Raw genomic sequence first — 15,330 nt, forward strand, 5'->3', positions numbered from 1 at the left:
ACCGCAGGTCTTGTTCCCAAGGTGGGGCAGGGCGGGACGACATCACCTCAAAAAAACCTGCCTGCTGTGCCACCGGTCATTTCATGGAGATTTACCGATGAACCGCATTTACCGTCTGGTTTTCAATCGTGCCCTCGGCGTAATGCAGGTTGCTTCGGAGGTCGCCCAGAATCCCGGCGGAAGTGCCGCCACCTCGGCAAGGTTGCCGCGATTGCGGACGCACCAGTTGGCGGTGGCCTTAGCCGCCACGCTGGCCAGTGGTTCGGCGTTCGCGGCGTGCAACACGGTGGGCGCAGTCGTTACCTGCGACCCCGGCACTACGGTCAACAACTACACCAACGCTACCTCCGGCATCACGCTGAACGTCCTGGCGGGGGCCACGCTGCGCACGCCCCCGATTATCGGTGGCGGCAACGCGGCGACGTTGAGCGGCGACAACGTGACGGTCAACAACAGTGGCACGATCGATCCGAGCTCGATCATCCTCGCCTCGCCCGGCCTGGTCGTCGGCAATGGTTCGGCCAACAACAGCGCGATCTCCGTCAACAACAATACCGGCGGGCAGATCAAGGGTGTCGTCAATCTCGCAACGTTGCTGGGCTTCGGTGGGCAGGCCCTGGTGGCGCAGAACGTCAACGGCACCACCACCATCAATAACGCCGGCCTGATCAGCACGTCGTTGATCGGCGTTGGCAGTGTGTCCGACGCGACCACGGTGGTGACCTATGGTGGCGCGGCAGCCAATGTGACCAACAGCGGCACCATCGACGGGCGCGTCGGCCTGGGCGCCTCTGGCGGCAATACATTCCTCAATGCGGGCACTGTCAACGGCAGCGTGCACCTGGGTGATTCGACCGGCGGCAATACCTTCACGGCCGTTGCCGGTTCCAGCGTCTCCGCAAGCGGCGGCGTTGCGGGCGCGGGTACGCTGACCGGCATCACCGGCGTAAAGGTTGCGGCAGCAGGCACGGTCAACGCAGGTGCCGGTACCGGTGCGGCCAACAACACGCTGGTACTGCAGGACAACGCCGGCAACAACGGTCCGGTATCCAGCATCGGCTGGAGCAACTATCTGGGCTTCCAGAAGCTGACCGTCAACAGCGGCACCTGGAATCTGCAGGGACCGTGGTCGGGAACAGGGGCTATCACCCTCGGCGGTGGCCAGGTGAACTTCGACAGCAACACGTCGTTCGGTTCCGGGCTGTTCACCGTCAACGGCGGCGCGATCGCCGCCAGTGGTGCGGGCCTGTCGCTGGGCAACAACTTCGCCCTGAATGCCGGGCTGACTCTGGGTGGTACCCAAGGCTTCGGTTTGAGTGGCGTGCTGTCCGGGGCCGGTGGCCTCACCGTGACCAATGCCGGTGTGGTGAGCCTGGGCGGCGCGAATCTGTTCTTCGGCGGCGTCAACCTCAACGCCGGTAGCTTGCTGCTGGGCAATGCGGGCGCACTGGGCAGCGGCAACCTGACGGTAGGCGGTACCGCATCGCTGGATACCAGCGGTGCCTTCAACCTCGCCAACAACATCGTCGTCAACGGTGGTGGCAATCTGAATCTGCTGGGCAGCAATGCGCTTTCCCTGAACGGATCGCTGTCGGGTGCGGGCAACCTGATCAAGAGCGGTGCGGGCACGCTGACCTTGGGGGGCGCGAATTCGCTGACCGGTGGTTTCTCGATCACCGGGGGGGCGCTGGCGCTCGGTGCGGGCGGCAATCTGTCGTCCACCGGTGCGTTGACGCTGGCCACCGGTACGACGCTGGACCTCACCGTTGCAGCCAACCAGACCGTGGGTTCGCTGGCAGGGCTCGGCGGCACGGTGAGCCTGGGCACCCGCACATTGACCCTCGGCGGGCTTGGCAATACCTCCTTCGCTGGCAACTTCACCGGCACCACGGGCGGCTTGATCAAGGTGGGTACCGGCGTGCAGACCCTGTTGGGCAGCAACGCGCTTACCGGCGGCGTGGCCCTCAACGGCGGCGGGCTGCTGCTGGGCAACAGCAACGCGTTGGGCACAGGTACGTTGAGCGTCGGTGCTGAAGTCACTCTGGATGGCACAACCGCGCTTTCGTTGGGCAACGACGTCTCGCTTGGCACCGGAGGTTCGCTGGCGCTGCTGGGCGGGCAGCCGTTGGTATTCAACGGTGTGATTTCCGGCGGCGGCAGCCTGGTCAAGAACGGCGCCGCACTGCTCACGTTGAATGGCGCCAACACATTCGGCGGCGGTGTGGTCGTCAATGGCGGCAACCTGCTGCTGGGCAACAACACGGCACTGGGTACCGGCCTGCTGGACATCAACAATGCCGCCACGCTGGATGCAAGCGCGGCGTTGAACCTGACCAACAACATCAACCTTGCCACGGGTGGTTCGCTGAACGTGCTGGGCGGCCAGCCGCTGACGCTGGGCGGCGTCCTGGGTGGCAATGGCGGCCTGATAAAGAGCGGCGCTTCGACCCTGACGCTGACCGGCGCCAATACCTTCACCGGCGGCCTGAACGTTGCTGCCGGTACGGTGGCGCTGGGCAGCGGCGGCGGCCTGGCCGCGACCGGTGCGGTCAGCCTGTCGGGGGCCGGGGCGGCGCTGGATCTTTCCCTGGGGGGCAATCAGACCATCGGTGCACTGTCCGGCGTGGCAGGTAGCACCGTGGCCCTGGGTGCCAACACGCTCGCCTTTGGCAGCGCGACCAACCAGACCTTTGCCGGTGTGATCAGTGGCGTCGGCGGAGGCCTGGTAAAGAACGGCAGTGGCGTACAGACATTGACCGGTGCAAACACCTTTACCGGCGGCGTCGCACTCAATGCCGGCGGGCTGCTGCTGGGCAACAGCGGCGCGCTGGGAACCGGTGCGCTAAGCATCACCGGTGCTGCGACGCTGGACGGCACTACCGCGCTCAACCTGGGCAATCTCGTCAACCTTGGTGCGGAGCTGACGTTGGGGGGCAGCAACAACATCACCTTGGCCGGCGACATCTCCGGCGTCGGCAGCCTGACCAAGAACGGCGCCTCGCTGCTGACCTTGAACGGCGCCAATGGCTTCAGCGGAGGTCTGAACCTCAATGCCGGCAGCGTGGTGCTGGGCAGCAGTGCAGCGGCAGGGACCGGCGCGCTGAACATCGGTGGCAACGTGTCGCTGGACGGATCGACCGCGCTGAACCTGACCAACAACGTTGCATTGGCTACCGGTGCGATCCTCACGCTCCCCGGCAGCCAGAACGTCACCCTGGGCGGCGTGGTGTCCGGCGACGGTGGCCTGGTGAAGAACGGCGCCACGGTGTTGACGCTCAATGGTGCCAATACTTTCGGTGGCGGCCTGAGCCTGGCCGGCGGCGGCCTGCTGCTGGGCAACAGTGGAGCGCTGGGAACCGGCGCGCTGAACGTTGCTGCGAACGCCAGCCTGGATGGCATCGTTGCGCTTGATCTGACCAATGCGGTCAACCTTGGCGCAGGCTCGGCACTGACGCTGATCGGCAGCAACGCACTGACGTTCGGTGGTGTGGTGTCCGGTACCGGCGGTCTGGTCAAGAACGGCGCCGGTACATTGACTCTCGGCAACGCCAACGGCTTCAGTGGTGGCCTGGCGTTGAACGGTGGCAACCTGCAGCTGGGCAATGCCGGCGCTCTGGGAACGGGCGCGCTCAACGTCGGCGGCAATGCAACGCTGGATACTGCAGCAGCCTACACCGTAGGCAACGCGATCAACCTGGCTTCGGGTACCACGCTTGCCCTGCAGGGCAGCAATGCGCTGACGCTCGGCGGTGTGGTGGCCGGCAATGGTGCACTGGTCAAGAACGGTGCGGCCTCGTTGACCCTGACCAATGCGAACACCTACGTCGGCGGTACCACGATCAACGCTGGAACCCTGGCACTTGGCGCGGGCGGCAGCCTGGCTCTCGGTGGTGACGTCACCCTCGGCGGTGCTGGCGCCGGCTTCGACATATCGGCGGCAACCGGCAGCCAGACCATCGGTGCGCTGAATGGCGTGCTCGGTACGACGGTCGCACTGGGCGGAAATTCACTGACCTTCGGCACCGCCACCAATGCGGTGTTCGACGGCGTGATCAGCGGAGGCGGTGGTCTGGTCAAGGTGGGCGCAGGGGTGCAGACCCTGTCCGGCGTCAACACCTTCGGCGGCGGTGTCAGCCTCAATGCCGGTGGCCTGGTGATCGGCAATGACGCGGCGCTGGGCAGCGGTGCGCTGACCGTGGGTGGTGCGGCAACGCTCGACACCAGCCTGGCAGCGACGCTGGTCAACAACATCACGCTCAACGCCGGCTTGACGGTGCTGGGCAGCAACGCGCTGACGCTCAACGGGGTGATCTCCGGCGCTGGTAGCCTGACCAAGAACGGTGCTGCCACGCTCACCCTCAATGGCGTGAACACCTATACCGGCGGCACCAACGTCAATGCCGGCACGCTGGCACTGGGGGCAGGTGCAAGCCTGGCCGCCAGCGGCATCGTCAACCTGGCCACCGGCGCTACGCTGGATCTCTCTGCGGGCAGCGGCAACCAGACCTTCGGCACCCTGACCGGCAATGGCATGGTCAACCTGGGCGCGAACTCGATCACTGTCGGCGGACCGACCAACGGTGTCTTCAGCGGCTCCATCGCCGGTACCGGTGGCCTGATCAAGGAGGGTACCGGCACTGAAACACTGACCGGTGCCAACACCTTCACCGGTGGCACGCTGATCAATGCGGGCACGCTGGCGATCGGTGCCGGTGGCAGCCTGGCGGCAACCGGCGCGGTTACGCTTTCCGCGCCGGGTACCGGCTTCGACATCTCGGCCGCTGGCAACCAGGCGATCGGTGCGCTCAACGGCGTCGCTGGCAGCACCGTGGCGCTGGGTGGCAACACGCTGACCTTCGGCGGCACCGACAACGGCACCTTCGATGGCCTGATCGGTGGCACCGGTGGGCTGGTCAAGAACGGTACGGGCATCCAGACGCTGGGCGGTGCCAACACCTTCGGTGGCGGCGTGGCACTCAATGGCGGTGGCCTGGTGGTCGGCAACAATGGTGCGCTGGGTACCGGCGCGCTGACCGTGGGCGCCAACGCGTCGCTGGACAGCAGCATCGCCGCGAACCTCGGCAACGACATCGGCCTGCTGGCGGGCGCTACGCTCAACCTGCTCGGCAGCAATGCATTGACGCTGGGTGGGGCGATCTCCGGCGACGGTGGCCTGATCAAGAACGGCGCGGCAACGGTGACCCTGACCGGCAGCAATACCTTCACCGGTGGCACCGTCATCAACAGCGGCACGCTGGCGATCGGTGCGGGCGGAAGCCTGTCACCGACCGGTGCGGTGAACCTTGCCGGTACCGGCACATTCGATATCTCTGCCGGCGGCAACCAGGGCATCGGTTCGCTGGCGGGCGTGGCCGGCAGCACGGTGTCGCTGGGCGGCAACAGCCTGACCCTGGGAGGCACCACCGACGCGACCTTCAACGGTGGCCTGACCGGCAGCGGTGGACTGGTCAAGAATGGCAGCGGCGTGCAGACGCTCAACGGTGCCAGCACCTTCGGTGGCGGCGTCACCCTCAATGCCGGCGGACTGGTGGTGGGCAACAACGCGGCGTTGGGTACGGGCGCGCTCACTGTCGGCGGCGCTTCCACGCTTGATTCCAGCAGCGCGGTGACCTTGGCCAACAACATGGTGCTCAACGCCGGCCTGACCGTACTGGGCAGCAACGATCTCACGCTCAACGGCGACCTGTCGGGCACCGGCAGCCTGACCAAGGACGGCGTGGCTACTCTCACGTTGAACGGCACCAACACCTATACCGGCGGGACCAACATCAATGCGGGTACGCTCGCGCTTGGTGCCGGTGCCAGCCTCAACGCAGGCGGCATCGTCAATCTCGCCACGGGTGCCACCTTCGATCTTTCAGCGGGCAGTGGCACGCAGGTATTCGGTACGCTGATCGGCAACGGTACGGTCAACCTTGGCGCGAACACGCTGACCATCGGCGATGCCACCAATGGTGTGTTCAGTGGTTCGATCGGCGGTACCGGTGGCCTGATCAAGGCCGGCACCGGTACCGAAACACTGACCGGCGCCAACACGTTCACTGGCGGCACCACCATCAACGCCGGCACGCTGGCGATCGGTGCCGGTGGCAGCCTGGCGGCAACAGGCGCGGTGAACCTGGCCAACGCCGGTACCGGTTTTGATATCTCCAGCGGTGGCAACCAGGCCATCGGTACGTTGTCCGGCGTTGCCGGCAGCACGATCAGCCTTGGCGGCAACACACTGACCACCAACGCAGCGGGCAACAGCACGTTTGCCGGCGACATCAGCGGCACCGGTGGCCTGGTCAAGAACGGTGCGGGCGTGCTCGGCCTGACTGGCAGCAACACCTTCGGTGGGGGAGTGGCGCTCAATGCCGGTGGTCTGTCGCTGGGCAGCAATGGTGCCCTGGGTACCGGCGCGCTGACCGTCGGCGGTGATGCCACGCTGGATGGCAGTGTGCCGCTGACCCTGGGCAACAACGTGCAGCTGGCAAGCGGCACGCTGACCCTGCTGGGCGGTACGCCGCTGACGCTGGACGGCGATATCGCCGGCGCCGGCAACCTGCTGAAGGATGGCGCAGCGACGGTGACCCTGGGCGGTGCCAGCAGCTACACCGGTACCACGACGATCAACAGCGGCACCCTGGCCGTCGCCGCCGGTGGCAGCCTGTCCTCGGCCAGCACGGTGAATCTGGCCGGCGCCGGAACGCTGGATATCAGTGCGGCCGGCAACCAGGGCATCGGTGGCCTGGCCGGTGTTGCCAGCGGCAACGTGGTGCTGGGCGGTTCCACGCTGACCACCGGCGGCAGCAATGCCAGCACCACCTTCGGCGGCACCATCGGTGGAAGCGGTGGGCTGGTGCAGACCGGCACCGGCACGTTGACCCTGACCGGCAACAACACCTACACCGGTGGCACCACCATCAACGGTGGCAGCACGTTGCAGATCGGCAATGGCGGCGCGACCGGTGCGATTGTTGGCGACGTGACCAACAACGGCGCGCTGGTGGTCAACCTGTCGGCCAACACGACACTCGGTGGGACTCTCAGCGGCAGCGGTGGCCTGACCCAGGCCGGCAGCGGCACGCTGACCCTGACCGGCAACAACACCTATACCGGCGGCACCACCATCAACAGCGGTGGCAGCCTGCAGGTGGGCAACGGTGGTGCCACGGGGGCGATCATCGGCGACGTTGGCAACAACGGCAGCCTGGTGTTCAACGTCGGTGGCAACACCACGCTCGGTGGCGTGGTCAGTGGCAGCGGCGGGCTGACCCAGGCCGGAGCCGGCACGCTGACCTTGACCGGCAACAACACCTACACCGGCGGTACCACCATCAACACCGGCGCTACGCTGCAGGTCGGCAATGGCGGTGCCAGCGGTGCGATCGCCGGCAACGTCAACAACAACGGCAGCCTGGTGTTGAACGTCGGCGGCAACACCACGCTTGGCGGCGTGGTCAGTGGCAGCGGCGGGTTGACCCAGGCGGGCAGCGGCACGCTGACCCTTACCGGCAACAACACCTATACCGGCGGCACCACGATCAACGCTGGTGGCACCGTGCAGATCGGCAACGGCGGCGCCGGCGGCGCGATCACCGGCAACATCACCAACAACGGTGGCCTGGTGGTCAACACAGGCGGCACCACGACACTGGGTGGCAGCATCAGTGGCACGGGCAGCATCGTGCAGGCCGGCCCGGGCCCGCTCAACCTGGGCGGCAACAGTGGCGGATTCACCGGTACCGGCCAGGTCACCGGCGGTGGCCTGAATGTCACCGGCACCATCGGTGGCCAATGGACCATCGGCAGCGGCACCACGTTGTCGGGTACCGGCACCATCGGTGGTAGCGCTGGCGGCGTGACCGTGAGCAATGGCGGCGTGCTGTCGCCGGGCAACGGCCCAGGCAATGGCAGCAGTGGCGGCAACGGTGCGGGCACGATCACCGTGGGTGGCAACCTGACTCTGGCACCGGGCAGCACGCTGTCGGTCGACCTGGGCGCTACCGGCAGTGACGTGGTGCAGGTGGGCGGCAGCGCGAACATCGGCGGTGCATCGGTGGTGGTCAATGCCATCGACCCGAACACCAGCTACCAGCAGGGCCAGCAGTACACGATCATCAACGCAGGCGGCGGCGTCAGCGGGCAGTTCGTGCCGCCAACCACCACCTCTGCGTTCCTCTCACTGAGCCCGGTGTACACACCGAATGCTGCGCAGCTGAAGATCGATGTGAAGCAGACGGCGGCCTTCGTTACGGCTGCGCAGACCCGCAACCAGCTGGGCGTGGCATCGGCGCTGGACAGCCTGCCGCAGTCCGGCGCGGCGCTGGGCCTGTACAACACGCTGCTGGCCTACGACACCGCCACCGCGCGCAACGCCTTCAACCAGCTCTCCGGTGAAGTGCATGCGGCCAGCCGTGCAGTGCTGCTGTATGACAACTACCTGGAAGAGGGCATCCGCCAGCGTCTGGGCAGCGAGCTGCCGACGGTGCGTGGCGAGCGCGCTTCGGCATGGCTGGCCGGTAGCGGCAAGGTGTTCAAGCAGGACGGTGATGGCAACGGTGACGAGATCCGTGCCAACCGCAATGCACTGATGGCCGGCGTCGACTGGAAGCTCGGCGAGCACGTGGTGCTGGGTGCGGCGGCAGGCAGCGAGCGGCTGGACACGCGTCTGTACGATCGCCAGTCGCGTGCACGCCTGCGTGGCAATACCTATGGGCTGTATGCGCAGGGCGAGTGGAACAACGGGTTTGCGGTCGGTGGCAGCGTGTCGCGCGGTGATTACCGCACGCGCACCACGCGTGAAGTGCCGCTGCTGGCACAGACGCTGCACAGCCGCCAGGATTCGGATGTCACCATCGCCCAGATCGAAGGCAGCTGGACCTGGACCCATGGCAGGACGCAGCTGCAGCCGTACGTGCAGTTCACCAAGCACTGGGTGGACAGCGATCGCGCGGTGGAGCAGGGCGGCAGCGCAGCACTGGTACTGGAAGGCGGCAAGGACACGCTCAACGTCAGCACCGTCGGCGTACGCGGCCGCTGGGATGTGGGCAGCGGCGAGCGCTATCCGGCACAGTTGACGGTCGGGCTGGGCTGGCAGCACGCGTCCGGTGACACCGACGTGGCCAGCCGGCAGAGTTTCGCCGTCGGTGGCAATGCGTTCGATGCCTACAGTGCCGTGATGGCGCGCAATGCGCTGGTCAGCCAGGTCGGCGTAGCGGTTGGCCTGGGACGCAGCAGCCAGCTGTCGCTGTTCGTGCAGGGCCAGCATGGTGACGGTCGCAACGATATCGGCGGCCAGTTGAACCTGCGCGTCGGGTTCTGAGCTGGTTTGCCAACGGTAGATCCACGCTATGCGTGGATCCGTCGGGAGCGGGGGCTACAGCACCCGCTCCATTTCCACGGCGTCGATCCCGGCGCCGTGGCCGTCGGCCACCACGCGTACCACCTGGAAGCCGAGGCCGGCATAGAAGCCCTGCGTATGCTGGCTGGTGCTGAGCGTGATGCGCTGGATCGACGGGTCTGCTGCTGCCTGGTGCAAGCGGGCCACTGCCAGCGCGCGTCCCAGACCCTGTCTGTGGCGACCTCGTTCAACCATGCCCCAGCAGAAGCTGGCACCGCCTTCGCCGCCGTTCCAGAGGCCGCCACAGGCCACCACCTGGCCCTCGACTTCGATCACCTGGAATGCGCACTGCGCGGCGTGTTCATGCAGGAAGCGCTCGAAGTCTCCTCGCTCCTGGGGGGCGAAATAGGTGGGCACGTTGCTGTCGAAGATCGACAGGCAGGCGGTGATGTCTGTGGGGCGGTAGAGGCGGGGTGTCATGAAGGAACGTCATCGTGGTGGCGCACTCATTGTGCGCGACGTCCGCATCATTGATGTCCGAACATGGCGAGCCCGGAAACCGGTTCGGGCGCAGACTGCAGGTCCCCGTCATCAGGAGGTTCCATGTCGAATGCTCATGCCAGTTTCGTAAAACTCCACCAAGGCGCCGATCTTTACGTGCTGCCCAACGTATGGGATGCCGGTGGCGCCCGCCTGGTCCAGCAGCAGGGGGCTCTCGCGGTGGGAACATCGAGTGCTGCGATGGCGTGGTCCTGCGGTCATGCCGATGGCGGTGCGCTGCCTGATACCGCGCTGCTGCAGCGGGTTTCCGAAATCGTTGGTGTGACCTCGTTGCCGGTCACGGTCGATATCGAGGACGGCTACAGCGATGCCCCCGACGTGGTCGCTGCGAGGGTGCTGCGCCTGGTGGAAGCGGGTGCGGTCGGGATCAACATCGAAGACGGCGCTGGCAGCCCTGAGGTGCTGGTGGCGAAGATCAGCGCCATCCGTTCTGCGCTTGGCGGGCGATCACTGTTCATCAATGCGCGCACCGATGTGTATCTGCGCGGACTGGCCGAAGGCGATGAGGCGGTCAGGATGAGCATCGATCGGCTGCAGGCCTATGCGCGCGCCGGTGCCGACGGCGGCTTCGTGCCGGGGCTGCGCGCGCTGGACGAGGCTGCGGCGGTTGCCGGTGCCGTGCCGCTGCCTCTCAACCTGATGTGGCTGCCGGGGATGGCGTCGTTTGCTGAGCAGTCGCAGGCAGGCGTGCGGCGGCTGAGCGCAGGGCCCGCGTTGTTCATGCACGCATGGACGGCGATGGCTGCGGCGACCACGGATTTTCTCGGCGACGCGATGGCGATGCCGGAGGGGGCGCCGGGGTATACAGCCTTGAACCAGCTGTTCAGCGAAAGGTGAGGGCGCTGGGGACGGGGGCAGCGGGAGGCTGGGGCATGGGCGGGTAGTCGACTCGACCGGGCCGAGACATCCACGCATGGCGTGGATCTACTGCCGTATCTGGAGGAACAAGCCCCTCTGTTGAGGGGCTGCCCCGACAGGGGCAGGGAGAGGCAGGCAAAGGGAGGGGCCCGGACGTTGCGCAGCAACGTCTGGGGCGAAGCGCGCGCAGCGCACTTCGCGTCCCCAGCCAGATAAACCAGAGAGTCCGCTGTCCGGTTCTACTCCTGCAGAACAGTCAAAGCCCTGCCTGAGCGGTTCCATCGGACATCCACGCATGGCGTGGATCTACTGCCGTATCTGGAGGAACAAGCCCCTCTGTTGAGGGGCTGCCCCGACAGGGGCGGGGAGAGGCAGGCAAAGGGAGGGGCCCGGACGTTGCGCAGCAACGTCTGGGGCGAAGCGCGCGCAGCGCACTTCGCGTCCCCAGCCAGATAAATAAAAAAGGCCACCCGAAGGGCAGCCTTTTTTATTTATCTGGCGGAGAGAGGGGGATTGCTGGGTGCATCCCTGCACCCAGCCCTTCCGCGCTGCGCGCTGCAGGGCCAGCCTTCGGCTGTCCGGTTCTGCTCCTGCAGAACCGTCGAACCCCGGCGGGGCTTCTCTCGCCCGATGCTCTCCACCAGACAAATAAAAAAGCCGCCCAGAGGGCGGCTTCTTCATTTATCTGGCGGAGAGAGGGGGATTCGAACCCCCGAAGCGCGGTTTAGACGCTTACACACTTTCCAGGCGTGCTCCTTCAACCACTCGGACACCTCTCCGGATCCCTGCCATCGGCAAACGCCTCAGCAGGGGCGCAAATTCTAGCGGGCGCAGCGGCAGGACACAAGCACTGGTTTGCAGGGCGAGAGGGCTGGACAGGCGTGGCACAATGGAACATCCGATGGAAGACGGTGGCCTGATGTCCTATCTCGTCCTTGCCCGCAAGTGGCGTCCGAAGCGTTTTGCCGAGCTGGTGGGCCAGGAACACGTGGTCCGTGCGCTCAGCAATGCGCTGGACAGCGGCCGGGTCCACCATGCGTTCCTGTTTACCGGTACCCGCGGCGTGGGCAAGACCACGATCGCGCGCATCTTCGCCAAATCGCTGAACTGCGAGCAGGGCACCAGTGCCGATCCCTGCGGCCAGTGTGCGGCCTGCCTGGACATCGACGCCGGTCGTTACATCGACCTGCTGGAAATCGATGCCGCGTCCAATACCGGCGTGGACGATGTGCGCGAGGTGATCGAGAACGCGCAGTACATGCCCTCGCGTGGCAAGTACAAGGTGTACCTGATCGACGAAGTGCACATGCTGTCCAAAGCCGCGTTCAATGCGCTGCTGAAGACGCTGGAAGAGCCGCCGGAACATGTGAAGTTCCTGCTGGCCACCACCGACCCGCAGAAGCTGCCGGTCACCGTGCTCAGCCGCTGCCTGCAGTTCAACCTCAAGCGCCTGGACGAAGATCAGATCCAGGGGCAGATGACCCGCATCCTCGCCGCCGAGGAGATCGAGTCTGACCCGACCGCCATCGTGCAGCTGGCCAAGGCCGCCGACGGCAGCCTGCGTGATGGCCTGTCGCTGCTCGACCAGGCCATCGCCTACGCCGGCGGTGCGCTGCGCGAGGACGTGGTGCGCACCATGCTGGGTACGGTCGACCGTACCCAGGTGGCGGCCATGCTCGATGCCTTGGCCGAGGGCGATGGCCCGCGTCTGCTGCAGGTGGTGGCGGCGCTTGCCGAGTTCTCGCCGGACTGGAGCGGCGTGCTTGATGCGCTGGCCGAGGGCCTGCACCGCATCCAGGTGCAGCAGCTGGTGCCGGGCGCGTCCGCCGCTGCCGAAGGACTGGATGCCAGCGTATTCGCCGAGCGCCTGCGCCCGGAAGTGGTCCAGCTCTGGTATCAGATGGCCTTGAACGGTCGTCGTGATCTGCCATTGGCGCCCAGCCCGCGCGCCGGCTTTGAAATGGCCGTGCTGCGCATGCTGGCGTTCCGCCCTGCGGCTGCCGTGCCGTCGGTGCCGCGTACCCCGGAATCCTCCGGTGGCAGCGCACCGACCGGTACGGGCCAGACCGGGGGCGGCGTTGCGGGCAGCCACGAAGGAGCTGCTCCGGCCGCTGCTGCTGCTGCGCAGGGAGCCGTCGCCGTCACCCAGGCCGCTGCAGCACCGGTGCCGGCGGAGGCAACCGCACAGACCCCGACCCCGGCGCCACAGCGCGAACCCGATCCTGAGCCCGAGCCGACCCCGGAACCGGATCCGACGCCTGAACCTGAACCGGTTCCGGTCGAGGAACCCGGGTCGCCGCCGCCGATGAAGGTGCAGCTGGCTCCCGAGGCGGCCACGCCCAAGGCGCCCGCCGAGGCAGACGACCTGCCGCCGTGGGCGACCGACGAGGACACCGCCCGCGATGAGGCGCTGGCCGCCGAAATGGCGACGCCCGACGCGGCCATGGTCGCCCCGTGGCACGAGCCGCCAGCGCCGGCGCCGCAGCCGGTTGCAGAGGCTGTCGCGGTGCCGGAGCGTCAGTTCCGTGCGGAGGGCATCCCGATCGCCCCGGCCGTCGCGGCTGTCGCTTCCGACCGCTCCGCGGTGGGCAGCGTCAGCGATCTGGCCTGCGCCGAGGACTGGCTCGACCTGATTGCCAACAGTGGCCTGAGCGGTCCATCGCGACAGCTTGCGGCCAATGCGGCCTTCATCAGTTGCCAGCATGGGGTCTTGAAACTGGGCCTTTCGCCCGGATTTGAATACCTGCGCTCCGAGCGCGCGCTGGCAGCGCTGGGCGAGGTGCTGGAAAAGTCCCTTGGCCACGCGCTGAAGATCGTGGTCGAAACCGTGGAAACCGAGCAGGTCCCGGCCGAGACCCTGCACCAGCGCGCCGACCGCCAGCGTGGCGAGCGGCAGCAGGCTGCCGAGGCCATTTTCATGGACGATCCGGAAGTCCAGCTGCTGATCCAGCAGCACGGCGCCCGGGTTGTTTCCGATTCCATCCGTTCTTTTGACGAGTAAGACGACATGCGCGGCAATATCGCCCAACTGATGCAGCAGGCCCAGAAGATGCAGGAAAACCTGCAGAAGGCCCAGGAAGAAATCGCCAAGATCGAAGTGACCGGCAGCGCCGGTGGCGGCATGGTCAGCGTCACCCTGACCGGTGCCAAGGAGTGCCGCAAGGTGCGCATCGATCCGTCGCTGGCCAGCGATCCGGAAATGCTGGAAGACCTGATCGCCGCCGCCTTCAACGATGCGTCCAACAAGATCGACGCCGAGTCGAAGTCGAAGATGGGTTCGGCCACCGCCGGCATGCAGCTGCCGCCGGGCATGAAGATGCCGTTCTGATGTGCCGCGTGGCATCCGCACCGCCGGGTGCCACGCACTGTGTAGCGTCGAGCGTGCTCGACTGCCCGCAATTTCCAGTCGAGCACGCTCGGCTCTACAGAACACACCGCCGTGTCCGCACCGCTGCTTGAACAACTGATCGATGCACTGCGGGTGTTGCCTGGCGTTGGCCAGAAGACGGCCCAGCGCATGGCCTATCACCTGCTCGAGCGCGAGCGCGAAGGTGGCAAACGCCTTGCCGGGACACTGGCAGAGGCGGTCGAACGCATCGGTCATTGTGCGCAGTGCCGCGACTTCAGCGAAACCGAGCTGTGCCCGACCTGCGCCAATGGCAGCCGCGAGCGCAGCCAGTTGTGCGTGGTGGAATCACCGGCTGACCGTCTGGCGATCGAGAATGCCACCGGCTATCGCGGCGTCTACTTCGTGCTGCAGGGGCGCCTGTCGCCGCTGGATGGCATCGGTCCGCGCGAGCTGGGTCTGGAGCAGCTGGAACAGCGTCTGGCCGAAGCGGAAGTGCAGGAGCTGATCATCGCCACCAGCGCCACTGTCGAAGGCGAAGCCACCGCGCACTACCTCGCGCAGTTGGCGCGTGCCCGCCAGGTGCGGCCGAGTCGACTGGCCCAGGGCCTGCCCCTCGGCGGTGAGCTGGAGTACGTCGATCGCGGCACGCTGTCGCACGCGTTCGGCACCCGCAGCGAAGTGCGCGACTGAGTCGATGCCGGGCATGCCCCGGCGTTACCGGCCTACAATGCGGTGACACCCCGCCGAGGCCGACCATGAGCAGCGAAACCCTCTTCAGCAAGATCATCCGTCGCGAGATCCCGGCCACCATCGTCTATGAAGACGAGGACGTGCTGGCGTTCAAGGACATCGCGCCGCAGGCGCCGGTGCACGTGCTGTTCATTCCGAAGAACGAGGTCATTCCGACCCTGGATGACCTGCAGCCGTCGCAGGCGCACTTGATCGGCAAGCTGGCCCTGGCCGCCGCCGAGTACGCGCGGCAGGAAGGCTTCGCGCAGGACGGCTACCGCATCGTGATGAACTGCCGCGAAGATGCCGGGCAGACCGTGTTCCATATCCACATGCATCTGCTGGCTGGCGCGCCGCTGGGTCATTTCGGCACGCCGGGGCACTGACGCGGTCATCCACGCATGGCGTGGATCTACAGCGCACGCCAACAGCAGTAGATCCACGCCATGCGTGGATGAAAAAGGCCGCCCCATGGGCGGCCTTGTGC

Annotated in this window: 7 protein-coding genes and 1 tRNA gene; 6 read left to right on the forward strand and 2 right to left on the reverse strand. The window is 66.5% G+C overall.

From position 1 onward, the window contains the following. Positions 1–97 precede the first annotated feature (97 nt). Positions 98–9,328, forward strand: a complete 9,231-nt coding sequence (locus CR156_RS01740; protein ID WP_100551686.1) for an autotransporter-associated beta strand repeat-containing protein — start codon at positions 98–100, stop codon at positions 9,326–9,328. Between the two features lie 54 nt (positions 9,329–9,382). Here the strand turns inward: CR156_RS01740 and CR156_RS01745 are convergent, their stop codons facing one another. Beyond that, positions 9,383–9,826 carry a GNAT family N-acetyltransferase gene (locus CR156_RS01745; RefSeq protein ID WP_100551687.1) on the reverse strand — a complete coding sequence of 148 codons (444 nt, stop codon included), beginning with the start codon at positions 9,824–9,826 and terminating at the stop codon, positions 9,383–9,385. A 63-nt stretch (positions 9,827–9,889) separates the two neighbouring features. Between CR156_RS01745 and CR156_RS01750 the strand changes: the two genes are divergently transcribed. Then, a complete protein-coding gene (locus CR156_RS01750) occupies positions 9,890–10,744 on the forward strand; it encodes an isocitrate lyase/PEP mutase family protein (protein ID WP_100551688.1) in 855 nt (284 codons plus the stop codon). Between the two features lie 707 nt (positions 10,745–11,451). Here the strand turns inward: CR156_RS01750 and CR156_RS01755 are convergent. Continuing rightward, positions 11,452–11,544 (reverse strand) — tRNA-Ser (locus CR156_RS01755). A 140-nt stretch (positions 11,545–11,684) separates the two neighbouring features. Here CR156_RS01755 and dnaX point away from each other — a divergent pair. The 4 genes from dnaX to CR156_RS01775 all read left to right on the forward strand — a co-directional run bounded on the left by dnaX (position 11,685) and on the right by CR156_RS01775 (position 15,229). Further along, positions 11,685–13,766, forward strand: a complete 2,082-nt coding sequence (dnaX, locus tag CR156_RS01760; RefSeq protein WP_165780961.1) for a DNA polymerase III subunit gamma/tau — start codon at positions 11,685–11,687, stop codon at positions 13,764–13,766. Between the two features lie 6 nt (positions 13,767–13,772). After that, complete coding sequence (locus tag CR156_RS01765; RefSeq protein ID WP_025879376.1) at positions 13,773–14,093, forward strand: YbaB/EbfC family nucleoid-associated protein; 321 nt, start codon at positions 13,773–13,775, stop codon at positions 14,091–14,093. Between the two features lie 111 nt (positions 14,094–14,204). Then, the gene (gene recR / locus CR156_RS01770; protein ID WP_089239142.1) at positions 14,205–14,804 is read left to right on the forward strand and encodes a recombination mediator RecR; all 600 of its coding nucleotides are present in this window, start codon (positions 14,205–14,207) and stop codon (positions 14,802–14,804) included. A gap of 65 nt (positions 14,805–14,869) precedes the next feature. After that, on the forward strand, positions 14,870–15,229 hold the full coding sequence (locus CR156_RS01775; RefSeq protein WP_100551690.1) for a histidine triad nucleotide-binding protein: 360 nt from the start codon (positions 14,870–14,872) through the stop codon (positions 15,227–15,229). Positions 15,230–15,330 lie beyond the last annotated feature (101 nt).

The sequence above is a fragment of the Stenotrophomonas lactitubi genome (assembly GCF_002803515.1).
GTDB classification, from domain to species: Bacteria; Pseudomonadota; Gammaproteobacteria; order Xanthomonadales; family Xanthomonadaceae; genus Stenotrophomonas; species Stenotrophomonas lactitubi.

What these genes read in the sequence shown, in the direction of transcription:
- CR156_RS01745 (WP_100551687.1), bottom strand. Translation starts at nt 9,826, where the DNA reads ATGACACCCCGCCTCTACCGCCCCACAGACATCACCGCCTGCCTGTCG.
- dnaX (WP_165780961.1), top strand. Translation starts at nt 11,685, where the DNA reads ATGTCCTATCTCGTCCTTGCCCGCAAGTGGCGTCCGAAGCGTTTTGCC.
- CR156_RS01750 (WP_100551688.1), top strand. Translation starts at nt 9,890, where the DNA reads ATGGCGAGCCCGGAAACCGGTTCGGGCGCAGACTGCAGGTCCCCGTCA.
- CR156_RS01775 (WP_100551690.1), top strand. Translation starts at nt 14,870, where the DNA reads ATGAGCAGCGAAACCCTCTTCAGCAAGATCATCCGTCGCGAGATCCCG.
- CR156_RS01765 (WP_025879376.1), top strand. Translation starts at nt 13,773, where the DNA reads ATGCGCGGCAATATCGCCCAACTGATGCAGCAGGCCCAGAAGATGCAG.
- CR156_RS01740 (WP_100551686.1), top strand. Translation starts at nt 98, where the DNA reads ATGAACCGCATTTACCGTCTGGTTTTCAATCGTGCCCTCGGCGTAATG.